Source organism: Methylobacterium aerolatum (assembly GCF_022179085.1).
GTDB classification, from domain to species: domain Bacteria; phylum Pseudomonadota; class Alphaproteobacteria; order Rhizobiales; family Beijerinckiaceae; genus Methylobacterium; species Methylobacterium aerolatum.
Genome location: NZ_BPQE01000020.1, coordinates 141,958 through 162,812, shown reverse-complemented (window position 1 = coordinate 162,812; position 20,855 = coordinate 141,958). Strand labels below are relative to the sequence as shown.

19 protein-coding genes are annotated in these 20,855 nt (G+C 70.8%); 9 read left to right on the top strand and 10 right to left on the bottom strand.

Annotation, left to right across the window (positions count from 1 at the left end; all coding sequences use genetic code 11):
- Window positions 1-2: 2 nt before the first annotated feature.
- The 3 genes from fhcD to MFF06_RS14200 form a co-directional block, all read right to left on the bottom strand.
- Window positions 3-950 (bottom strand): formylmethanofuran--tetrahydromethanopterin N-formyltransferase, encoded by a 948-nt coding sequence (gene fhcD / locus MFF06_RS14210; RefSeq protein WP_238204923.1) that lies wholly within the window; start codon window positions 948-950, stop codon window positions 3-5.
- Window positions 951-1,113: 163 nt separating this feature from the next.
- Entirely contained in the window at window positions 1,114-2,742 is a 1,629-nt protein-coding gene (locus MFF06_RS14205) for a formylmethanofuran dehydrogenase subunit A (RefSeq protein WP_238204921.1), read from the bottom strand.
- On the bottom strand, window positions 2,736-3,803 hold the full coding sequence (locus MFF06_RS14200) for a molybdopterin-binding domain-containing protein (protein ID WP_238204913.1): 1,068 nt from the start codon (window positions 3,801-3,803) through the stop codon (window positions 2,736-2,738). Before MFF06_RS14200 ends, MFF06_RS14205 begins: the two co-directional genes overlap by 7 nt.
- Before the next feature lie 363 nt (window positions 3,804-4,166).
- On the opposite strand from MFF06_RS14200, the gene MFF06_RS14195 reads away from it, so the two are divergent.
- The 9 genes from MFF06_RS14195 (at window position 4,167) to MFF06_RS14155 (ending at window position 12,021) form a co-directional block, all read left to right on the top strand.
- Window positions 4,167-5,147 (top strand): beta-ribofuranosylaminobenzene 5'-phosphate synthase family protein, encoded by a 981-nt coding sequence (locus MFF06_RS14195; protein WP_238204912.1) that lies wholly within the window; start codon window positions 4,167-4,169, stop codon window positions 5,145-5,147.
- Window positions 5,148-5,323: 176 nt separating this feature from the next.
- Window positions 5,324-6,217 (top strand): NADP-dependent methylenetetrahydromethanopterin/methylenetetrahydrofolate dehydrogenase, encoded by an 894-nt coding sequence (locus MFF06_RS14190; protein WP_238204910.1) that lies wholly within the window; start codon window positions 5,324-5,326, stop codon window positions 6,215-6,217.
- Between the two features lie 11 nt (window positions 6,218-6,228).
- Window positions 6,229-7,383, top strand: coding sequence for an ATP-grasp domain-containing protein (locus tag MFF06_RS14185; protein WP_238204908.1), 1,155 nt, complete (start codon window positions 6,229-6,231; stop codon window positions 7,381-7,383).
- Window positions 7,380-8,354 carry a methenyltetrahydromethanopterin cyclohydrolase gene (gene mch, locus MFF06_RS14180; protein WP_238204906.1) on the top strand — a complete coding sequence of 325 codons (975 nt, stop codon included), beginning with the start codon at window positions 7,380-7,382 and terminating at the stop codon, window positions 8,352-8,354. The genes MFF06_RS14185 and mch overlap by 4 nt, the downstream gene beginning before the upstream one ends.
- A 169-nt stretch (window positions 8,355-8,523) precedes the next feature.
- Window positions 8,524-9,432 carry an ATP-grasp domain-containing protein gene (locus MFF06_RS14175; protein ID WP_238204904.1) on the top strand — a complete coding sequence of 303 codons (909 nt, stop codon included), beginning with the start codon at window positions 8,524-8,526 and terminating at the stop codon, window positions 9,430-9,432.
- Between the two features lie 5 nt (window positions 9,433-9,437).
- A complete protein-coding gene (locus tag MFF06_RS14170; protein ID WP_238204902.1) occupies window positions 9,438-10,268 on the top strand; it encodes a triphosphoribosyl-dephospho-CoA synthase in 831 nt (276 codons plus the stop codon).
- A 247-nt stretch (window positions 10,269-10,515) separates the two neighbouring features.
- The gene (gene fae, locus MFF06_RS14165) at window positions 10,516-11,028 is read left to right on the top strand and encodes a 5,6,7,8-tetrahydromethanopterin hydro-lyase (RefSeq protein ID WP_238204900.1); all 513 of its coding nucleotides are present in this window, start codon (window positions 10,516-10,518) and stop codon (window positions 11,026-11,028) included.
- A 366-nt stretch (window positions 11,029-11,394) separates the two neighbouring features.
- Entirely contained in the window at window positions 11,395-11,709 is a 315-nt protein-coding gene (locus MFF06_RS14160) for a polyhydroxyalkanoic acid system family protein (protein WP_238204898.1), read from the top strand.
- Window positions 11,710-11,790: 81 nt separating this feature from the next.
- A complete protein-coding gene (locus MFF06_RS14155) occupies window positions 11,791-12,021 on the top strand; it encodes a hypothetical protein (RefSeq protein WP_238204896.1) in 231 nt (76 codons plus the stop codon).
- A 118-nt stretch (window positions 12,022-12,139) separates the two neighbouring features.
- On the opposite strand, the gene MFF06_RS14150 is transcribed toward MFF06_RS14155, so the two are convergent.
- From MFF06_RS14150 to MFF06_RS14120, 7 genes are all read right to left on the bottom strand, one after another.
- Window positions 12,140-13,492, bottom strand: a complete 1,353-nt coding sequence (locus MFF06_RS14150) for a TRAP transporter large permease (RefSeq protein WP_238204893.1) — start codon at window positions 13,490-13,492, stop codon at window positions 12,140-12,142.
- Window positions 13,489-14,202: a TRAP transporter small permease gene (locus MFF06_RS14145; RefSeq protein WP_238204891.1), complete on the bottom strand. Its 714-nt coding sequence runs from the start codon at window positions 14,200-14,202 to the stop codon at window positions 13,489-13,491. The genes MFF06_RS14150 and MFF06_RS14145 overlap by 4 nt, the downstream gene beginning before the upstream one ends.
- Window positions 14,199-15,182 (bottom strand): TRAP transporter substrate-binding protein DctP, encoded by a 984-nt coding sequence (gene dctP, locus MFF06_RS14140; RefSeq protein ID WP_238205121.1) that lies wholly within the window; start codon window positions 15,180-15,182, stop codon window positions 14,199-14,201. Before dctP (MFF06_RS14140) ends, MFF06_RS14145 begins: the two co-directional genes overlap by 4 nt.
- Window positions 15,183-15,386: 204 nt before the next feature.
- Entirely contained in the window at window positions 15,387-16,409 is a 1,023-nt protein-coding gene (gene dctP, locus MFF06_RS14135) for a TRAP transporter substrate-binding protein DctP (RefSeq protein WP_238204889.1), read from the bottom strand.
- Window positions 16,410-16,641: 232 nt separating this feature from the next.
- Window positions 16,642-17,322 (bottom strand): GntR family transcriptional regulator, encoded by a 681-nt coding sequence (locus MFF06_RS14130; protein ID WP_238204887.1) that lies wholly within the window; start codon window positions 17,320-17,322, stop codon window positions 16,642-16,644.
- 66 nt (window positions 17,323-17,388) lie between these two features.
- On the bottom strand, window positions 17,389-20,346 hold the full coding sequence (locus MFF06_RS14125) for an FAD-binding and (Fe-S)-binding domain-containing protein (protein WP_238204885.1): 2,958 nt from the start codon (window positions 20,344-20,346) through the stop codon (window positions 17,389-17,391).
- Window positions 20,347-20,483: 137 nt separating this feature from the next.
- Window positions 20,484-20,636 (bottom strand): hypothetical protein, encoded by a 153-nt coding sequence (locus MFF06_RS14120; RefSeq protein ID WP_238204883.1) that lies wholly within the window; start codon window positions 20,634-20,636, stop codon window positions 20,484-20,486.
- Between the last annotated feature and the right edge of the window lie 219 nt (window positions 20,637-20,855).

Sequence of the window (20,855 nt, the reverse complement as noted above, 5' to 3'; positions counted from 1 at the left end):
GCTCAGCCCTCCTGGCTGCCGACCGGCGCGAGGAGGTCGCGCAGGTGATAGTGGTGGCGGCCGAGGTTGCCGCCGTAATTGCCCGCCGTGACGGCGATGAGCCCGTGCCGCTCGCCGATCTCGGTGGCCGCGTGGAGCCCGGCCCGCATCGAGTCGGAGACCGCCTGCGAGGTGAGCGCGTCGATGACGATTTCCAGCACCACGCCGCAATCGGGCGGGAGCGCCGAGCCCGCCCGGCCTTTGAGCGTCGGGCAGTAGGCGTCGTTGGTGGAGGCCATCATGCCCTTGGTGCGCCCGCCGACCTTGGAGCCGGAGCGGACGATTCCGCCGGGGAAGGGCAGGATCGCGCCGGGAATCGCGGCGGCCGCCTCCACTGCAATTTCCGCCACCTTGAGCGTTTCCGCATGGGTGCGTCCGAGGAACAGCAGGTTGCCGCCGCCCACCGCGCCCTCGACGGCACGGACGGAATCCTCACACAGGAACTCGCCGTCCATCACCGGGATGCGCCAGTAGCGGCGCTCCTTGCCCGTCCCGTCCGGCATCCGCTTGGCGACCGCGAAGCCGTCGCCGAAATAGCGGATCGCGCCGCCGAGCTTGATCTTGTTCGGCCCTTCGACGCCCGCGTAGCAGGCGGTGCCCGGGCAGGTGAGGATGCACTGCCCCACCCGCTTGATCAGTTGCTCCTTGAGGCCGTTCGGCTCGAAGCCGAACAGGAGGATGCGCACGCCGGGCCGCCCGTCGGGCGTCTCGTCGGGCGAGAGCACGGCATCGATCCCGGCCTCGGCGCCGCAGCCGATCACCGAGGTGGCGAAGCCGGTCATCGTGGTGGCGGCGATCATCGCCCACTTCGCCGTGTCGTTGGTGACGACGATGGCGGTGCCGGCCACGTCGAACGCCTCGGCGAAGGTGTCGATGACGCGGATGCCGTTGAGGGTGAGGTCAGTGGACATCAGACTTCGCTTCCCCGTGGGGCAATATCTTGGCCCCACAGCGCCGCCGTCATTGCGAGCGCCAGCGAAGCAATCCAGGGATACGCCAAGGTTTCACAACGTCCCGCTGCCCTGGATTGCTTCGCTGCGCTCGCAATGACGGGGAGGGGAAGAGCCGTACTCATCACACCCGGCATGGCACAGCCTCGAAGGTCGGGGCGTCGAACGCCTCGTCCGGCACGGTGAAGCTGTCGAGCCCGGTCCCGAACCGATCGGTGAGGTAGGAATCGGTGCGCTTGGCCATCGCCTTGTCCGCGTCCATGACCAGGGACAGCGTCCGCCCGGAGCGCCACTCCACCACCTCGCCGTCCTCGACGATGGGCACGCCGTCCTTGAGGACGAGCTTGGCCGCGGTGAACATCGCGGTGCGGTTCGAATCGTCCCGGTAGACCGCCACGTCCGCCCGCGCACCGGGGCGCAGGTGCCCCTTGTCGGCCAGGCCGAGCAGCTTGGCCGGGCCGGAGCGGGTGAGCTGCGCGATCTCGGACAGGGAGTACTCCCGATCGATCCCCGGCAGGCCGCTGCGCTCGCCGACGACGCCCGGCAGGGCCGCGATCTCGCGCTCGCGCTCGCCCTTGTCCATCAGCAGGTGGATGATGCGCGGATACTGCGTGAACGGGCCGCCGTTCGGGTGGTCCGTCGTGAGGATCGTCCGCTCCGGATCGGGCGAGAGGAGCATGATCTCCAGGCCGATCGCCCATTGCAGCGACGAGGTCGGGCCCTTCGGCCGGTAGAGGAACGGCACCACGCCGCCGCCCTCGGCGTCGCCCGCGTTCACCACCCACTTCTTCGGGTTGGCGCCCTTCCGCCCCGCGAACTGACGCAGGATGTCGAGGGAGACCGTCACCGTCTGTCCGAACACCACCTGCCCGATATCGAGGGTGGCCTGCGGGTTGTCGCCGATGGCCCTGGCGATCCGCTCGGCGGCGGAGCGGAAGCCCTTGCCGTCGTCGGTGGCGCCGTAGGCGTAGAACTGGGCGTGGGCGAAGTGGATGCGGCGCCCCTCGGCGGCGTCGAGCGTCGCCATGAACGAATCGTCTGCGCCGGGCAGGCCCAGATTGTTGCAGTGGACGTGCAGCGGATGGGGCACCTTCAGCGCTTCGACCGCGTCGAGGAGCGCGCCCATGATTGTCCGGGTCGAGAGACCGTAACAGGGGATCTCGTCGTCCAGGGCGAGCTTCAGGGCGCCGTCCTTGAAGGCCGAGGCGCCGCCCGCGTTGATGCACTTCACCCCGAGCCCGCGCGAGGTGGCGATGTTGAGGGCCACGAGGTCGCGGACCGCGTTCGCACCCTCGCCGTCACGGAGCAGTTGCAGCAGGTGGTCGTCGTTGCCCATCACGGTGAGCGCGCCCCGGTCGAGGAGCGGGATGTCCGCGAGTTCGAGCTGGGTGCCCAGCGCATGGGTCGGCGGCATCGCCGGCTCCACGGCGGTGGTGTAGCCCATCCGCGCGTAGGTCGCGCCGATCCAGGCCGCCGCGCCGCCCGCATGGGCGAAGGGGTGCCCCTCCGGGGCCGCCTCGCTCACGTAGAGTTCGGGCAGCAGCAGCCGCGAGGTGATGACGTTGCCGCCCGCGATGTGCGAGTGCACCTCGACGCCGCCGGCCATGACCACGCAGCCCGCCGCGTCGATCACCCGGTCGGGCTCGCGCCCCGGCGCCTCGATGACATGGCCGTCCTCGATCCACACGTCGCCGACGGCGTCGCGGGACGCGGTCGGATCGACGACGCGCCCGCCCCGGATCACGCTCAGCATGCGGTTTCACTCCTGCCTGCGAGGCGTTGCGCGAGTTGGCCGATGACGGCGGCGGCGGACGGCAGGTCCGCCGGGGCACCGGCGCCCTGAGCGGGCCAGTACGTCAGCGCGGCGCGCGTGTCGTTCCACAGAACGCCGCCGTGATCGCGTCCGGGCACGCCCACGCCGATCACCACCTCCGCCGCATCGGCCGCGGCGTCGCCCATCAGGGCGATGGAGGGCACGCGGCCCAACCAGTCCGGCGCCGGAGCCGGAACCGAGGCGATCCACAGGGCGGCGTCGGCCTCCCCCGCCGCGACTTGGCGGGCGGCGTCGAAGCGCCAGGGATCGTGCTCGGGCACGCGCCGCCCGAAGCCGACGCGGGGCGCCTGCCCCGTGGTCCAGGCGGCCACCGGCACCACGGCGCGGTCCTGATTGCCGCCCTGGACGGGCAGCGCGAAGGCGCGGGTCCGGTCGTTGAGATCGACCACGAGACCCTGGACGGTCTCGACGCCGAACTCGCCGATCTCGGCGGGGTCGTAGAGCACCGCGACGTAGAGCGAGCCCGACAGGCGCTCGGCCGCCCCGGCGATGGGCGAATCGTCGGCGAGATGACCGCGCAGATGCGCCCGCAACAGGGCGAGGGCGGGCAGAATGCCGTTCTCCGCCGGGATCGTCGTGCCGCCCTGGGGGGCGCTGCCGCCGAGGGCGAGGAGCGCGCGGTCCGACCCCGCCGCGCGGCCCCGCGACGGCCTGGCGTCCAGGATTCGCGCCGACAACGCGGCATTCCACGGCGCGCTGCCGACCACGAGGACGGCGTCGGCCCGGCCCACCACCTCGGCGGGGGTCGAGGTCATCGCCCCGACCCGGCTGAGGGCGCCGAGCTCCGCATAGGTGCCGGCGGCGCCGAGCGTATCCACGGAGGCGCCGACGCGCCCCGCGAGATCGTAGGCGGCCCGGATGGCCGAGACGTCCGCGTTCAAACCGGCGATGACGGGCGTCCGCGCCGCGCCCAACAGCTCCACCGCCGCCGAGAGGGCGGTGTCCATGTCGGCGGCCGCGCCCTTGACCCAGGCTGGCATGCTCCCTCGCTCGATCTTTCTTGCGGCCGGCCGGACCCGGATGGGCCGGCGGTCGTGATCTCTGTCGGGCGGGCGACGGCCGTAAGACCGGATGAGCGGAGCTTCCTCTCGAGGAAATCCGCCGGCTCGGAATGGCCTGCCCGCCCGGATGGTCTCCGGGCGAACGGCAAACTCGGCGCGCCGTCGCGGCCGTAGGTTTGCCTTCATCGGACGCGGACGGCAAGGCCCCTGCGCCCCCGTCGTGACCGGGAATCACCGCCAAGCGCGGCGAGCGGGAAGAGTCCGAACCCGGTTGCCCCGCCGGGGTTTGCGTGTGAGAAGCGCGCCGACTTTGACGCATGGACCGGGAGGAAGGGGATCGCCGTGGCCGACATCCCCGAGGCGAAGGCTGAACAGGCGAAGGCCGGTCACGTGCGGATCGAGGCGCCCGCGCGGCTGCATTTCGGCTTTCTCGACTTGCACGGGGGCCTCGGCCGCCGGTTCGGCAGCGTCGGGCTCGCCATCGACACGCCCTCCCTCCTCCTGACCGCCCAGCCCGCCCCCGCCCTCGCCGTCGAGGGCGCCGAGGCCGAGCGTGTCCGGCGCTACGCCGAGGCGGCCGCCGCCCATCTCGGCATCGGCACCGGCGTGTCCCTGTGCCTGGAGCGGCCGATTCCCGCCCATGCCGGCTTCGGCTCGGGCACGCAGCTCGCACTGTCCGTGGCCGCCGCCCTGGCGGCCCTCGCCGGGCGCCCGTTCTCGCCGGAGGACTTCTCGAACGCCCTCGACCGCGGCAACCGTTCCGGCGTCGGCCTGAGGGCCTTCACCGAGGGCGGATTGATCGTCGATGGCGGGCGCGGCGCCGACGCCGCGCCGCCCCCGGTGGTGGCGCGCCTGCCCTTCCCCGAGGCTTGGCGCGTGGTCCTGATTCTCGACACCTCGATGGAGGGTGTCCACGGCACCCGAGAGGTCGAGGCGTTCCGCGAGCTGCCGCGCTTTCCCGAGGCGCAGGCGGCCGAGATCTGCCGGATCGTCCTGATGCAGGTGCTGCCCGCCTGCGCCACGGGGGATCTCACGGCCTTCGGCGCCGGGATCACCCGGATGCAGGACCTCGTCGGCGATCATTTCGCGCCCCATCAGGGCGGGCGCTACGCGAGTCCCGCCGTGGCCGGGGCGCTCGCCGCCGCCGCCGAGCGTGGCATCGCGGGCTACGGCCAGAGCTCATGGGGGCCGACCGGCTTCCTCCTCGCCGCCTCGGAGGACGAGGCGCGCGCCCTCGTGGCCGACCTCGACCGGGGGCCGCCCCTGCGCTTCCTCATCGCCCGCGGGCGCAACACCGGCGCCGTCCTCGACGCGGCCCCTTGACCGGAACCGCCGAACGGGTTCCTACCCCTACGGACGACGCGCGGCACGGCGCGGCCCCGGCCCGCCCCGACGGCCGGGCGCAGCGGCCCCGCGCGACCGGAGGGTTCCCGATCCTCCGCGAGAATGACAAAAGCCGGAAGGCGCATCCGCTCCGGCACAAGGGGGAGATCGACATCATGGCCCGCTCGATCCTGCACATGCTCACGCCGCTCCGGCACATGAGCCCCTTCGACGTGAACATGGCCGTCGATGCCGGCTTCGAGACCCTCGTGACCTATACCGAGGTCAGCCTGTCCGACGTGGTGTCCCTCACCCAGGATTCGATCTTCTCCCGCTCGCCGCAGGACGGCACCCGCACGGGCATCTTCATTGGCGGCAAGAACGCCGAGGACGCCCTGGACATGGTGGACCGCGCGAAGAAGGCCTTCGTGCCGCCCTTCGTGAACCACGTCTTCGCCGATCCGGCGGGCTCCTTCACCACCGGCGCCGCGATGGTGGCGCAGGTCTCCCGCGCCCTGAGGGTGAAGTTCGGGACCGACCTGAAGGACAAGCGAATCGTGATCTTCGGCGGCGCGGGCGTGGTGGCCTACGTCGCGGCGGTGATCGGCGCGCTGGAAGGCGCAAAGACCGTCCTTGTCGGCCACGACGGCGAGGAGCGCGTGTCCAAGATCGCCTTCACCATGAAGTGGCGATTCGGCGTCGAGGTCGGCGCCGTCGACGGCACGACCCCGGCCGACCGGCGCGAGGCGATCCGCGATGCGGACGTGATCCTGTCCGCCGGTCCCGCCGGCATTCCGATCCTGACGGCCGAGGACCTCGCATACGCGCCGAAGCTCCTCGTGGCCTCGGACGTGAACGCCGTCCCTCCCGCGGGCATCGCCGGGATCGACGTCAACGCCGTGGACGTGGACCTGCCGGGGGGACGCGGCATCGGCATCGGCGCCCTGGCGGTGGGCAACGTGAAGTACCAGACCCAGCGGCGGCTGTTCCAGCGGATGCTCGAATCGGAGACGCCCCTCTGCCTCGATTTCCGCGATGCCTACCCCCTCGCGGTCGAGATCGCCGGCTGACTCGAGCGCGGATGGCGGAGACGGTGGTGATCGCGGCGCAGGCCGGGCGCGCCCTCGCCCAGGCGGCGCGGCGGGCGGGCTTCCGCCCGTTCGTGGCGGACCTGTTCGGCGACGACGACACTCTCGCCTGCGCCGAAGCCGTCCGGGTGATGCCCGGCCGGTTCGGGCGGGGCATGGTGCCGGAGGCGGCGCTCGGCGCCATCGATAGCCTCGCGGAGGAGGCGGGAGCGCCACTCGGCGTGGTGCTCGGCAGCGGTTTCGAGGACGATCCCGGCCTGATCGCCGAGATTGCCCGGCGCCACCGGCTCATCGGGACGCCGGCCGAATGCGTCACCGTCCTCAAGGACCCTTTCGCCTTCTCGAAACTCTGCGCCCGGCTGCGGGTGCCCCATCCCCCCGTCACGGCCGGGCCGGTGGAGGATCCCTCCCGCTGGCTCGTGAAGGCCATCGGCGGCTCGGGCGGCGGCCATGTCCGTGCCGCCACCGGGCCGGCGCCGCCGCCGGGCCACTATCACCAGGCCCGCGTGGCCGGCCGCCCCTACGCGGTGAACATCCTCGCCGGTCCGGGCGGCGCGGAGGTGCTGGCGGTGACGGCGCAATGGCCCGCGCCGGGACCCGAGCAGCCGTTCCGCTACGGTGGCGCGCTCGCGCACGCGGCGTGCGAGCCGCATCCGCTCCCGGCCGCGATCCTCGCGGAGGTGGAGGACGCGGCCCGCCGGATCGCGGCGGCGACGGGCGTCGCGGGCCTCGCCAGCGTGGATTTCCTCAGCGACGGCGAAGGCTGGTGGCTGATGGAGGTCAACCCGCGACCCGGCGCGACCCTCGACGTGCTCGACCGGCGGGCGACGCCGCTTCTGGCCGCGCATGTGGATGCCTGCCTGTCCGCGCGCACGCCGCCGTCAATCGGCGCGCCGCCGGAGGATGCGGCAGCCTCGGCGATCTGTTACGCCCTGGCCGACCATGCGCCGGTCCCCGCCGTCGCGTGGCCCGCCCATATCCGCGACCGGCCCGCCGCCGGCAGCACCGTGAGGCGGGATACGCCGCTCTGCACCGTCTTCGCCACGGGCGCGAACGGCGCGGAGGCTCGCGCCGCCCTCGACGCACGGACGGACCGGCTGCGCATTGCCCTGAACGAGACAACGACAACCGAGGAAGCCCGAGTATGAGCGACAGCACGAGCCACCCGAGCCTCAACGCCCTGAGTGCCCCCCTGGTCGAGCGCTTCGTCGCCGACGCGCAGGCCCTTCGCCTCGCCGTATCCCAGGCGCCGGGCGGCGCGCGGATGGTGGATGCGGGCTCCACCGCCCGGGGCTCCATCGAGGCCGGGCGGCGCATCGCCGAGATCTGCCTCGGCGGCCTCGGCACCGTCACCGTGGCGCCCACCGGCCCCGTCGCGGCGTGGCCCTACACCCTGACCGTGCACTCGGCCGATCCGGTGCTCGCCTGCCTGGGCAGCCAGTATGCCGGGTGGAGCCTCGCGGACGAGACCGGCGGCACGGGATTCTTCGCCCTCGGCTCCGGCCCCGGCCGCGCGGTCGCCGCCGTCGAGGAGCTGTTCCATGAACTCGGCTATCGCGACACGGCCACCACCACGGCCCTCGTCCTCGAATCGGCGGGCGGACCGCCCGAGAGCGTGATGGCCAAGGTGGCCAAGGCGGCAGGCGTGCGGCCGGAGGACCTGACCTTCATCTACGCCCCGACCCAGAGCCTCGCCGGATCGACCCAGGTCGTGGCCCGCGTGCTGGAGGTGGCCCTCCACAAGGCGCACACGGTCGGCTTCGACCTGCACGCGATCCTCGACGGGATCGGCTCGGCCCCGCTCTCGCCCCCGCACCCCGACTTCGTGAAGGCGATGGGCCGCACCAACGACGCCATCATCTACGGCGGCCGGGTCCAGCTCTTCGTCGATGCCGACGACGCCGACGCCAAGCAGCTCGCCGAGCAGCTTCCCTCCACGGGCTCGGCGGACCACGGCGCGCCCTTCGCGGACATCTTCTCCCGGGTGAACGGCGACTTCTACAAGATCGACGGCGCGCTGTTCTCCCCCGCCGAGGCCATCGTCACCTCGGTGCGTACCGGCGCGACCTTCCGCGGCGGACGACTGGAGCCGTCCCTGGTGGAGGCGTCGTTCGCCTGATCGCTTCGCTCTTCCCGTCATTGCGCGAAGCAATCCAGAGTAGCGCGACGTCTGTCGACGGAGCGGATCCCTGGATTGCTTCGCTTCGCTCGCAATGACGGAGGATCGGCTGGGACGCGGTGGCGGACTCCGCGCCACCCCCACCGATCATTCCTTCCGGACGGTCTCCATGCGCATCGCCCTCGCGGCCGATAACGGCAACTGGCACAAGGCCCGCCTCCTGGCCGCCCTGCGGGCGCAGGGGGTCGAGCCGGTACTGTTCTCCCTGGCCGACGTCACCGTCGAGACCGGCGCCGGCGAGCCGTTGCGGGTACCGGGGTTCGCGGGCGCCCTGCCGGACGGGGTCCTGCTGCGCACCATCGCCGGGGGCACCTTCGAGGCGACGACGATGCGCCTCGGGGTGCTGCACGCCCTCGTAGCGGCGGGCACCGTGGTCTGGAACTCACCCGCGGCCATCGAACGCTCGGTGGACAAGGCGGCGACCTCGCTGCTCATCGCTCGCGCCGGATTGCCGACGCCGCAGACCTGGGTGGTCTCGACGCGGGAGGCCGCCGCCCGGGTGACGGAGCGGGAGGCCCGGGCCGGCGCACCGCTGGTGCTGAAGCCCCTCTTCGGCTCCCAGGGCGAGGGCCTGTGCCTGATCGAACGCCCGGAGGATCTGCCGGAGGCCGAGGCGGTGTCCCGCGTCTACTATCTCCAGCGCTACGTGCCCCGGCGGGACGGGCTCTGGCGCGACTACCGGGTCTTCGTCTGCGACGGCCGGGCGGTGGCCGGCATGATTCGCGAGGGCGACGGCTGGATCACCAACGTCCACAAGGGCGGCCGCCCCCTGCCTTGGGCGATGCCCCCCGCCGCGGCCGCCCTGGCGGAGGCGGCGGCCGCCGCCGTGGGCGTCGATTATTCCGGTGTCGACCTCGTGGAGGACGGGGACGGCGGCTACGCGGTGCTGGAGGTGAACTCGATGCCGGCGTGGTCCGGGCTGCAGACCGTCTGCGACGCCGACATCGCGGCCTGCGTGGTCCGCGGCTTCCTCGCGGCGGTCCGCTCGGCCACGCGCCCCCACCTCGTCGTCGCCTGAGCGCGATGCTTCCGCCAGAGACCATCGCGGACCTCTACCGGACCGCCTGCCTCACCGAACTCGATGCGCTGAAGGTCGGCAACGTCCACGCCTATGCCGCCGGGCACCGGATGCAGGTGGCCGACTTCGTCCGGAGCGCGGAGGTCTCGGCTCCGGGGCTGGCCATGGCGGGGGCGGGCATCGGCGCCCGGGTGCTGGCGGGCGTCGCCGCCACCCGCGAGGCGGTGGGGCAGAACACCAATCTCGGCATCCTGCTTCTCTGCGCACCCCTCGCGAGAGCCGCCGAGACCGGTCGGCCCCTCGAGGAGGTCCTGGCAAGCGTGGTTTCGGCGGATGCGCGGGACGTCTTCGCCGCGATTCGCCTCGCCTCGCCAGGGGGGTTGGGCCGGGCCGAGCGCTACGACGTGACCACGGACGCCGAACCGCCGCCCCTGTCCCACGCCATGGCCGAGGCCGCGCCGCGCGACCGGATCGCCCGCGCCTACGTCACCGGGTTCGCCGACATCACCGGGATCGGCCTTCCGGCCCTCGCGGAGGCCCGCGCCCTGGGGCTCGATGCGGCCTGGACCGCCAGCGCGGTGCATCTCGCCTACCTCGCCGCCGTGCCCGACAGCCATGTCCTCCGAAAGCATGGAAGCGAGGTCGCCGACGCCGTTCGCGAGTCCGCCTCCGCGCTCCGCGAGCGGATCGACTGGACGGCACGGCCCGTGGCGCAACTATTGGTCCATGACGCACAGTTGAAGGACCGCGGAATTAACCCCGGCACCTCGGCCGATTTCACGGTGGCGACCCTGTTCTGGCGCCATCTGGTCGATGAGGGAGCGGCCTTCGTTTGATCCGGGAGGCGCCGATGGGACCGAATGCAAACGGTTCCATGCGGCGGGACGGAGAAAATCCTCAAAATCAGCCTGTTGCGTGCCTTGTGACAGATAGGGCCCCGCTGTAGGGTCCGCCCCGCTATCCGGCCCAACCGGCCCGGTTCGACCCCTGCGGGTCGGGGCGGGCGCCGATAACAAGGATGGCTTTTCGGCAGCGGCTTCGCCCGGCGCCGCAGCCACTTACGGATTCAGGGAGAGACACCGAATGGCGAAGATCAACAAGGTTATGGTCGGCGAAGCCCTCGTCGGCGATGGCAACGAGGTCGCCCACATCGACCTGATCATCGGACCGCGCGGCTCGCCCGCCGAGACGGCTTTCTGCAACGGCCTGATCAACAACAAGCACGGCTTCACCAGCCTGCTCGCCGTGATCGCGCCGAACCTGCCGTGCAAGCCGAACACGCTGATGTTCAACAAGGTCACGATCAACGACGCCCGCCAGGCGGTGCAGATGTTCGGACCGGCCCAGCACGGCGTCGCGAAGGCGGTGCAGGATGCCGTCGCCGAGGGCATCATTCCGGCGGACGAGGCTGACGACGTCTACGTGCTCGTCGGCGTGTTCATCCACTGGGAGGCGGCCGACGACGCCAAGATCCAGCAGTACAACTACGAGGCCACGAAGCTGTCGATCCAGCGCGCGGTCAACGGCGAGCCGAAGGCTGCCGCCGTCACCGAGCAGCGCAACTCGGCCAAGCACCCCTTCGCCGCCAACGCTTAGATCGGGGACGGCCCTGGGCAGAGCGAACCTCCGCCCGCACCGCGGGGTCTGCTCCAGCGGCTGGCTTCGATCTTCCTCGGCCGGTAACGGTCGAGAAGCGGGACATGCCGTCCTTCGCACAAGGACGGCGTGATCCGGGCGGTGCTCCGCCCGGGGCGTATCTCGGTTGGGCCGACGGCCCCGACGGATCACGATTGAACGGGACGGCGCGAGCCGTCCCGTTTTTTCGTTTTGGGGCTTCGTTGCCGGGGCTCGCCTCAGTGCCCATCTCCTGGCTCCCGGCCACGGGCGGAACCGACCGGTCCCGCCCCGCGCCGTCCGAAACCCCGCGTGGGGCTGAATCCCGCGCCCAACCCGGTTGCCCCGATGCCGAAGCCCCTCATCGTCGACATTCCGCACGATCTCGGTCAGGCCGAGGCCAAGCGCCGCCTCTCGGAGGGGACCGAACAGGTCCGCGCCCTGCTGATGAAGAGCGGCATCGCGGTGGATCAGCTCGCCTGGACGGGGGACCGGCTCGATTTCGGCGTCTCGGCCGTGGCGCAGAAGGTCGCCGGCACCATCGATGTCGGTCAGGAGAGCGTCCGCCTGGAGGTGCGCCTGCCCTTCCTCCTCGCCCTGTTCGCAGAGAAGATTCAGAAGGTCGCGAGCAAGGAAGGCACCCTGCTGCTCACCAAGAAATAGCCGGAACATCCGGCGCGGCGGCCCGTTCGATGGAGCCACCGGCCCTCGCCACGAAGGGCCGGGGCGTGAGGAGGCTGCCAGATGTCGAATCCCGGACAGATCCCGGAAGTCCCCCAGCCGGCCCCGACGCCCGCGCCGGACACGCCCTACGATCCGCCGCAGGTGCCGAGCCCGAGCCCCCAGCCCGAAATTCCCGGCAACACCCCCGCCGAGGCGCCGGGCATCCATCCGCCGGAGATCCCCGTGAACGATCCCGGCAGCCCGGGCGGCCAGCCGATCAGCCCGCCCGGCCCGGCCAACCCGACGGCGTAGCCGTCACGCCCGCCGCTCCGTCACGGCAAAGGCGGTAAAGCGATCCGGGGGCAGCCACGTCTTGTGGTGTCCCGCTGCCCCGGATCGCGTCGCCTCGCTCGCGAGGACGGCGAGGCTATCAGCGCGTCGAACTCAGGAGCAGGTCCGGCAGCCACATGGCGATGCCCGGCACGAGGCAGAGGATCAGGATCGCCACCGCCATCAGCAGCACGAAGGGCAGCGTGCCCCAGATGATGTCCGACAGCGGGATGTCCGGCGCGATGTTCTTGATGACGAAGATGTTGAGGCCCACCGGCGGATGGATCAGACCCATCTCCATGGTGATGGTCATCACCACGCCGAACCATACCAGATCGAACCCGGCGGCCTTGAGGGGCGGCAGGATGATCGGCGCCGTCATCAGGATGATCGAGACCGGCGGCAGGAAGAAGCCGAGCACGATCACGAGGCCGAGGATCGTCACCAGCAGCACCCAGGGGGAGAGCTGCATGGCCACGATGGCCGCCGCCGCCGACTGCGAGATGTGCAGATAGCTCATCACATACGCGTAGAGGAGCGACATGCCGATGATCAGCATCAGCATGGTCGATTCCCGCAGCGTGGCGGTCAGGATCGGGTTCACGTCCCTGATCCGCCAAACGCCGTAGATGGCGGCGATGAGGGCCAGCGCCAGCAGGCCGCCGAGGCCCGCCGTCTCGGAAGGGGTGGCGTAGCCGCCGTAGAGGGCGACCATGACGCCCGTCAGCAGCACCACGAAGGGCAGCACGCGCGGCAGCGTCGAGAAGCGCTGGGCCATGCTGTAGTTCTCGTCGGCCAGGATCGGCGAGGCCGGGCCGCCGCTCTCCAGCACCTGCTTCGCGGTGGCGTATTCCGACCGGAACCGGACCATCGCCCAGGCCGCGAACAGGCAGACCAGCAGTAGCCCCGGCCCGATGCCGGCCAGGAACAGCCGCCCGAGGGACTGCTCGGCGGCGACGGCGTAGAGGATCATGGTGATGGAGGGCGGCAGCAGGATGCCGAGCGTCCCGCCCGCCGCGATGATGCCCGCCGCGAAGCCCGGGGAATAGCCGCGCTTGCGCATTTCGGGGATGCCCGCCGAGCCGATGGCCGAGCAGGTGGCCGGGCTTGATCCCGCCATGGCCGCGAACAAAGCACAGGCGAAGACGTTGGCGATGCCGAGCCCGCCGGGGATGCGGTGCATCCAGGCGTGCATGGCGGAGTAGAGGTCCTGGCCCGCCCGCGACCGCCCGATCGCCGCGCCCTTCAGGATGAAGAGCGGGATCGAGAGCAGGGTGATGGAGGCCATCTCCTCGTAGACGTTCTGCGCCACCGTATCCAAGGAGGCGGCGGGCATGAACGCGAGCATGAAGGCCAGCGCCACCGCCCCGAGGGCGAAGGCGATGGGGATGCCCGAGAGCATCGCCCCGAGGGTGGCGCCCGCGTAGAGGAAGCCGATCGTCGCGACGCTCACCGCTTCACTCCCGTGTTGGTGCTCCGGCCGCCGGTGCGGACGGTGGTTCCCATCGGATCCGGTCCGGCGGGGGTCACGTCCGGGCGTCCCTTGAGGTCGCGGTTGATGTCGGCCCCGAGGCCGATCTTCGGCCGGGCCCAGCCGGCGCCGCTCGGGCCGAGGCGGATCGCCTCGGCGATCTGCAGGGCGATCTGCAGGCACAGCAGGCTCATGCCCACCGACATCAGGGTGTAGGGAATCCACAGGGGCGGCCCCCAGGTGGATTGCGAGACCTGCCCGTCGACCCAGGCCTCGTGGTCGAGGGACCAGCTTTTCCACGTGAAGAACAGGCAGAAGGCGAGGCTGACGCAATCCACCAGCACGAGGCGGACGCGGTTGACCGAGGGAGGCAAGAGGCCGGTCAGGGCCTCGATGGCGACGTGGCCCCGCCGTGCCTGCACCGCCGCCGCCGAGCCGAAGGTGGCGCCGACGATCAGGAACACCGCCATCTCGTCCTGCCACTCGGTGGGCTCGTGCAAGACGTAGCGGATGACGACGCTGTAGCTGAGGACGAGGCAGGCCCCGAACAGGGCCAGCCCGCCGAGCCCCATGATCAGCCGGTTGACCGCCTTCGAGGCCCGGTCCAGCACGCCGAGCGCCCCCGGCACCCGGGGCTCGGGAGCCGCATGGACCTCGGATGCGGCGGTGGCCGCGTCGAAACCGTGGCTCACGAGACCTGCTCCGCCAGCTTGAGGAATTCGGCGCACCGCGCGTTCTTGCCGGCGAAGTCCTTCCAGGCCGTCGCCCGCGCGAGGTCGCGCCACTTGTCGAGATGCGCGTCGGTGAGGTCGTGGACCTGCGCGCCCCGGGCGCCGTAGACCTTCACGAGTTCCTCGTCGTCGGCCTTGGCGGCGGCGAAGGAAAAGGCCTCCATGGCCTGCCCGGCGTCGCGCAGGGCCTTCTGCTGCTCCGGCGGCAACGCGTCGAAGACGATCTTCGAGACGATCAGGGGCTCGAGGATGAACCAGAACGACCGGCCGCGCCCGGCGGTGAGGTTCTTGGTCATCTCGTCGAGGCGAAAGGAGATCAGGCTGGTGGAGGCACTCACCGCCGCCTCAAGGGCACCCGTCTGCATGCCGATATACATCTCGCTGGAGGGCATGGTGGAGACGATGGCGCCCGCGGACTGGAACATCATGTCCATCTCGCGGCCGCCGCCGCGGATCTTCACGCCCTTCACGTCGTCGGGCACGAGGATCGGCTTGACCTTCGAGGCGACGGCGCCCGACTGCCAGATCCAGGTGAGAATGATGACACCCTTCTCCGCGAGCATCGCAGAGAAGTCCTCGCCGATCTTGGCGGTCCGCCACTTGGCGGCTTGGTCGTAGCTCGTCACCAGGGCGGGCATGAGCGCGAGGTTCGTCTCCGGCACCTCTCCGCCCGCGTAGGACAGGGGCACGAGGCTCATGTCGAGGGCGCCCTTCCGCACGGCGCTGAACTGCGCCAGCGTCTTCATCAGCGAGGAGGTCGGGTAGACCTGCACCTGCAGCCCGCCGCCCGTGCGCTTCTCCACATCCGCCGCGAACCGGCGGGCGATGCGATCGCGCGCATCACCCTCGTCGGCGGTCCCGCCGGGGAACTGGTGCGACAGCTTCAGGATCCTGGGCGCCTGCGCGCGCAGGACGGCCGGGCTGGCGATCAGGCCACCCATGGCGGTGGCCGCACCCAGCAGGTGACGACGTGTGAGCACTGGCTTCCCCCCGGTAATGGCCGTGTGCCCGCGCCCCGCCCGCCTGCGGGGCGGACGCGTTCGGGCTTTTCAGCCGCGCTTCGGTCCGGACCGGACGATCGAGACGGTGCGCGATCCGGTGGATCGCGGCGGGCCGGGGCATGGATCACCCCAGCGGGACGGGCGTCAGGCGACCTGCTCGGCGAGCTTGAGAAGCTCGGCGCAGGAGGCGTTCTTCCCGGAATAATCCTTCCAGGCGGTGGCGCGGGCGAGGTCGCGCCACTTGCCGAGGGTCGCCTCGTCCAGTTGATCGACCTTGGCGCCGGCCTTGCCGAACAGCTCCTCGACGCGGGTGTCGTCGGCCTTGGCGCCCGACTGCCCGAAGCTCTCCAGCTCGGCGCCGGTGGCCATGATGATGTCCTGCTGATCCTTGGGCAGGCCGTCGAAGACGATCTTCGACATCATGATCGGCTCCAGCATGAACCAGTACGAGTGCTGGCGACCGGAGGTGAGGGCCTTCGACAGCTCCTCCAGGCGGAAGGAGATCAGGCTGGTGGACGAGGTGATCACCGCGTCGCAGGCGCCCGTCTGCATGGCGGCGTAGGACTCGTTCGAAGGGATCGAGAGGGTGGCGGCACCCGCCTCCTTCATCATCATGTCCATCTCGCGGGAGCCGCCCCGGACCTTCATGCCCTTGGCGTCGGCGGGCCCGACGAGCGGACGCTCGCGGCTGGCGACGCCGCCAGCCTGCCACACCCAGGAGACGAGCACGATGCCCTTGGCGGACAGGATCTCGGTGAGCTTGCGGCCCACCGGAGCGTTCTTCCAGGCGATCGCCTGCTCGTAGGAGGTCACGAGGGCGGGCATGAGCCCGATGTTCATCTCCGGCACCTCGCCGCCCGCATAGGGGGCGGGGTAGAGCGACAGGTCGAGGGCGCCCTTGCGCATGGCGCCGAACTGGGCGTTCGTCTTCATCAGCGACGAGCCGGGATACACCTGGACGTCGAGGGCGCCCTTGGTCTTCTCCGTCACCTGCTTGGCGAACATCCGGCACATCCGGTCGCGGAAGTCGCCCTCCTCGATCGTGCCGCCGGGGAACTGATGCGACAGCTTCAGCGTGGTGGCCGCCTGCGCCGGGCGCAGGCCGAACCGCAGGAGCGCGGGTGCGGCCACGGCCGCGGTGACGAAGCTCCGTCGCGTCGGCGTCATCGTTTTCTCCCGCGTCGCACAATAGCAACGTTTTTGTTTTGCGGTGCGGTATTCGATCGATACCGCGCTGGCCGTCACCAAAGGCAAGCCAGTATAGTTTGTCAACGGCTTTGCATAATGCATCCAGAGAGATGGAGCATTACGTCAGCGTGACGTTCAAGGGGCCAACGTTAATCCCGAAGATCGTCGCCGCATCGTCGCGGCGGCGAGGACCGGCAGGGAAAGCGGCCGGTCAAGCCTCGCGGTGATCGACGTAATTGGCCGCGATCGGCCCCTTCTTGCCGCGGATGTGCTCGCGCAGCAGGGCACCGAGGGCGGCGCCGTTGCGCGCGCGCAGATGCACGATCATCTCCTCGTGCTCGGACATGGCGCGCCGCCACTGCTCCTGCGTCTGGTGGGCGCGGTAGCGCGAGCGCTGCACCCGGCCGGACAGGCTCTGGTAGATGCCGGCCAGGGTCGCGTTGCGGGCCGCAGCCATGATCGCCTCGTGGATCAGGCGGTTATGGCGGAAGTACCCCACCTCGTCGTTCGCCTTGAAGGCCGCGAGCATCGCATCGTGGTCGGCCTGGATGCCGTCGATCTCGTCGTCCGAGACCGTCCGGCAGGCGAGGTCGCCTGCGGTCGCCTCCAGGCCCGCGATCACCTCGATCACGTCCTCCAGCTCGGACTCGCTGATGCTCGCCACCCGCGCGCCCCGGTTCGGCAGGAGCTCCAGGAGGCCCTCCGTCGCCAGGATCTTGATCGCCTCGCGCAGGGGTGTGCGCGAGATGCCGAACCGCTCGGTCAGCTCGCCCTCGTTGATCCGTTCCTTCGGTTCCATCTCGCCGGACTGGATCAAGGCGCGCATCCGGTCGGCCACCTCGTCGTGCAGGTACCGGCGGTTGATGCCGAAGCCAGACTCAATCTTGTTCATGCGCACACACGCGTCGGATCGCAGATCGTCATCTACAGAAGCCGCCATGTGTAAGGGGACACCTTTTCAGTGTCGAGGCGTCAAGGCTCCGTCGAGGACCCTCACCACATGCACGGCCTCGCGCCCGAGACCGTCGTGGATCTGGTGCCGGCAACTCGTCCCATCGGCCACCACAAGGTCGTCGGACCCGGCCTCGCGCAGGGCGGGGAACAGTGACAATTCGGCCATGGCCAGAGAGACATCGACCGTCTCGGCCCCGTAGCCGAAGGCCCCCGCCATGCCGCAGCAGCTCGACTCGATGACCCGGACGTCGAGCCCCGGCACGGCCCGCAGGACGGTCTCCACGGCGCCCATCGCGCCGAAGGATTTCTGGTGACAGTGCCCATGGAGATGGGCGCGGCGGCCTCCCTGGTGGGAGAGCGGCAGGGCGATGCGCCCGGCGGCGAGGTCGGTGGCGAGCAACTCCTCGATCAACACCGCCTGCTTCGCCAGGGTCGCGGCCTCCTCGCCCGGAAGCAGCGCCAGGAACTCGTCGCGGAAGGTCAACAGGCAGGAGGGCTCCAGGCCGACGATCCGCGCGCCCGCCCTGGCATAGGGCAGGAGCGCGTCGAGGGTCCGCCGCGCCTCGGCCCGCGCCCGGTCGGTCTGGCCCGAGGCCAGCCACGTCCGGCCGCAGCACAGGGGCCGCCGGCCCTTCGCGGGGAAGACCCGGTGCAGCCGGTAGCCCGCGGCAGCCAGCACGCGCTCGGCCGCCTCCAGGTTCTCGCGCTCGAAGGCGCGGTTGAAGGTGTCGCCGAACAGAACGATGTCGCGGAAATCGCCGGTCACGTCGGAGGGGTGGGCCGGCTCACCGATCTCGGCCCAGGGACGCCGCCAGCGGGGCAGGCTGCGGCGCGCGGACAGGCCCGCGATCCGCTCCGAGGCCGCCGCCAGGACGGGAAACTTGTCGCGCAGGTTGAGGAGGGGACCGAGGCGCGCCGCCACTGCCGCATAGTGCGGCATCGACCCGATCAGCCGGTCCTTCAGCGGCAGGCCGTGGCGGGCATGGTAATGGTGCAGGAACTCCACCTTCATCTTGGCCATGTCGACGCCCGTCGGGCATTCCCGGCGACAGGCCTTGCACGACACGCAGAGATCCATCGTCCGCTTCATCTCCGGGCTGGTCAGCGCCTCGGCGCCGAGCTGGCCGGAGATGGCGAGCCGCAGGGAGTTCGCCCGGCCGCGCGTGAGGTGCTGCTCCTCGCCCGTCACCCGGTAGGAGGGGCACATCGCTCCGCCCGCGAGTTTCCGGCAGGTGCCGTTGTTGTTGCACATCTCCACGGCCGCGCCGAAGCCGCCCCACTCGGACCAGTCGAGGGCGGTCTGAGCGGGCGCCGTCACGGCATAATCCGGCTTGAAGCGGAACAGGCTGCGGTCGTCCATCCGCAGGGGGCGGACGATCTTGCCGGGGTTGAGGCGGTTCTCCGGGTCGAACCCGTCCTTCACCGTCTCGAAGGCGCGGGTCAGGGTGGCGCCGAACAGCGGCTCCACGAATTCCGAACGCGAGATGCCGTCGCCGTGCTCGCCGGAATAGGAGCCCTTGTAGCGGCGCACGAGGTCCGAGGTTTCCTCGGCGATGGCGCGCATCTTGGCGACGTCGCCCCCCTGCTTCATGTCGAGGATCGGGCGGACATGCAGGCACCCCACCGAGGCGTGGGCGTACCACGTGCCCCGGGTGCCATGCTTGGAGAAGACCTCCGTCACCGCGTCGGTGTAGTCGGCCAGATGCTCGAGGGGGACGGCGCAATCCTCGATGAACGAGACCGGCTTCGCGTCGCCCTTCATCGACATCATGATGTTGAGGCAGGCTTCCCGCACCTCCCACACCGACTTCTGCCGGGCGGGCTCCACCACCTCCACCACGGCGTCGGGGAAGCCGTGGTCGGCCATGCAGGCGTCGAGGCGCTTGAGGTCGCGCTTCAGGGCGGCGAGGTCGTCCCCCGCGAACTCGGTGAGCAGCAGGCAGTTCGGCGCGCCGCGGGTGATGTCGGCGAGCGTCGTGCGGAACAGGGGGATGTCGGCGCCCAGCACCAGCACGTTGTTGTCCACGAGTTCCACCGCCACCGGATCGAGGGCGACGATGTGCCGGGTCGTCTCCATCGCGGCGCGGAAGGAGGGGAAGTGGCACACGCCCATCACCCGGTGGGCGGGCAGGCGCGAGAGTTTCAGCGTCACCGCCGTGGTCGCGGCAAGCGTGCCCTCGGAGCCGACCAGCAGGTGGGCGAGGTTCGGCCGGTCGGCCACCAGCGCGTCGAGGTTGTATCCGCCGACCCGGCGCTGCACCTTCGGGTAGCGCGCCTCGATCTCGTCCCGGTGACCGTGGGCGAGGCGGATCATCCGCGCCGCGAGATCCTCCGCCCGCGCCGAGCCCGTCACGCCCGTGACGTCGTTGCCGGAGAGCGAGAATCCGAAGGGCTCGCCGTCGTGCAGCAGGGCGTGAATCGCCAGCACGTTGTCCCGCATCGTGCCGTAGCGGAGCGAGCGGGCGCCGCAGGAATTGTTGCCGGCCATCCCGCCGATGGTGCAGCGGGTCGCCGTCGAGGGCTCGACGGGGAAGAACCAGCCATCGGCCTTGATCCGGCTGTTCAGCCGCTCCAGCACGAGGCCGGGCTCGACCGTCACCGTGCCGGCCTGCGCATCGTAGTCGAGCACGCGGTTGAAGTGGCGGGAGCAGTCCACGACGAGGCCGGCGCCGATCGGCTGGCCGTTCTGCGAGGTGCCGCCACCGCGCATCACCACCGGGACGCCGTGGTCGGCGGCGACCGTCAGGGTCGCGGCGATGTCCTCGGCCGAGCGCGGAAGCACCACCCCGGCGGGCATGATCTGGTAGATCGAGGCGTCGGTGGCGTAGCGGCCGCGGGTGAAGGCATCGAACCTCGCTTCACCCTGGAGGCGTTCGGCGAGCTTCCGGGCGAGGCCCGCATCGTTCCGCGCCGCCGCGCGGGCGCTCTCGGCTGTCTTCGCCGTGCCTGCCGCCACGCCCATCCCCCCTTGCGGCCTGAACCCGGCCCTGCGCGGAGTGTATTCAAGATTCAGCGCGGGAGAAATGCGCTTCCGTCTCGGCGGTGCGCGTCACGGCGCAGCGGGACGCGAAGTCCGGCCGCGATGAAGTCCGGCCGCGATCAGGCGCGGGCGGAGAGCCACACCGTCTCGGGTTCCTCGGCGGGCAGCACCTTCGCGACGGCATCGAGATCGACCACGAACCGTTCGGTGAGCAGCCGCCACATGTCGTGGGTCGAATTGGCGGCGGGCTTCAGCTCTTTCAGCACATCCACTAAGCTGTTCTGGCTAAGAAGATGCGGCCTGGGGTTGCAAGGGTCAGTATTCGGCATCGGAGATAGCCCAGTTGGACGATACGAAATTCCGTCAGCATGGTTAACGCACGGTTAACGATTTGGAAGGAGGCGGAACGACGGCGACGGACGACTCCCGTAAGCCGCGCCGGCCCGCCCCGGGCCGCCCCGCCGCAGCGGTGTTCACAAGACGACGCCCAT

Coding starts and splice junctions, on each gene's coding strand:
- fhcD (WP_238204923.1), bottom strand. CDS start 950: ATGTCCACTGACCTCACCCTCAACGGCATCCGCGTCATCGACACCTTC.
- MFF06_RS14205 (WP_238204921.1), bottom strand. CDS start 2,742: ATGCTGAGCGTGATCCGGGGCGGGCGCGTCGTCGATCCGACCGCGTCC.
- MFF06_RS14200 (WP_238204913.1), bottom strand. CDS start 3,803: ATGCCAGCCTGGGTCAAGGGCGCGGCCGCCGACATGGACACCGCCCTC.
- MFF06_RS14190 (WP_238204910.1), top strand. CDS start 5,324: ATGGCCCGCTCGATCCTGCACATGCTCACGCCGCTCCGGCACATGAGC.
- MFF06_RS14185 (WP_238204908.1), top strand. CDS start 6,229: ATGGCGGAGACGGTGGTGATCGCGGCGCAGGCCGGGCGCGCCCTCGCC.
- mch (WP_238204906.1), top strand. CDS start 7,380: ATGAGCGACAGCACGAGCCACCCGAGCCTCAACGCCCTGAGTGCCCCC.
- MFF06_RS14175 (WP_238204904.1), top strand. CDS start 8,524: ATGCGCATCGCCCTCGCGGCCGATAACGGCAACTGGCACAAGGCCCGC.
- MFF06_RS14170 (WP_238204902.1), top strand. CDS start 9,438: ATGCTTCCGCCAGAGACCATCGCGGACCTCTACCGGACCGCCTGCCTC.
- fae (WP_238204900.1), top strand. CDS start 10,516: ATGGCGAAGATCAACAAGGTTATGGTCGGCGAAGCCCTCGTCGGCGAT.
- MFF06_RS14160 (WP_238204898.1), top strand. CDS start 11,395: ATGCCGAAGCCCCTCATCGTCGACATTCCGCACGATCTCGGTCAGGCC.
- MFF06_RS14155 (WP_238204896.1), top strand. CDS start 11,791: ATGTCGAATCCCGGACAGATCCCGGAAGTCCCCCAGCCGGCCCCGACG.
- dctP (WP_238205121.1), bottom strand. CDS start 15,182: ATGGGTGGCCTGATCGCCAGCCCGGCCGTCCTGCGCGCGCAGGCGCCC.
- dctP (WP_238204889.1), bottom strand. CDS start 16,409: ATGACGCCGACGCGACGGAGCTTCGTCACCGCGGCCGTGGCCGCACCC.
- MFF06_RS14130 (WP_238204887.1), bottom strand. CDS start 17,322: ATGAACAAGATTGAGTCTGGCTTCGGCATCAACCGCCGGTACCTGCAC.
- MFF06_RS14125 (WP_238204885.1), bottom strand. CDS start 20,346: ATGGGCGTGGCGGCAGGCACGGCGAAGACAGCCGAGAGCGCCCGCGCG.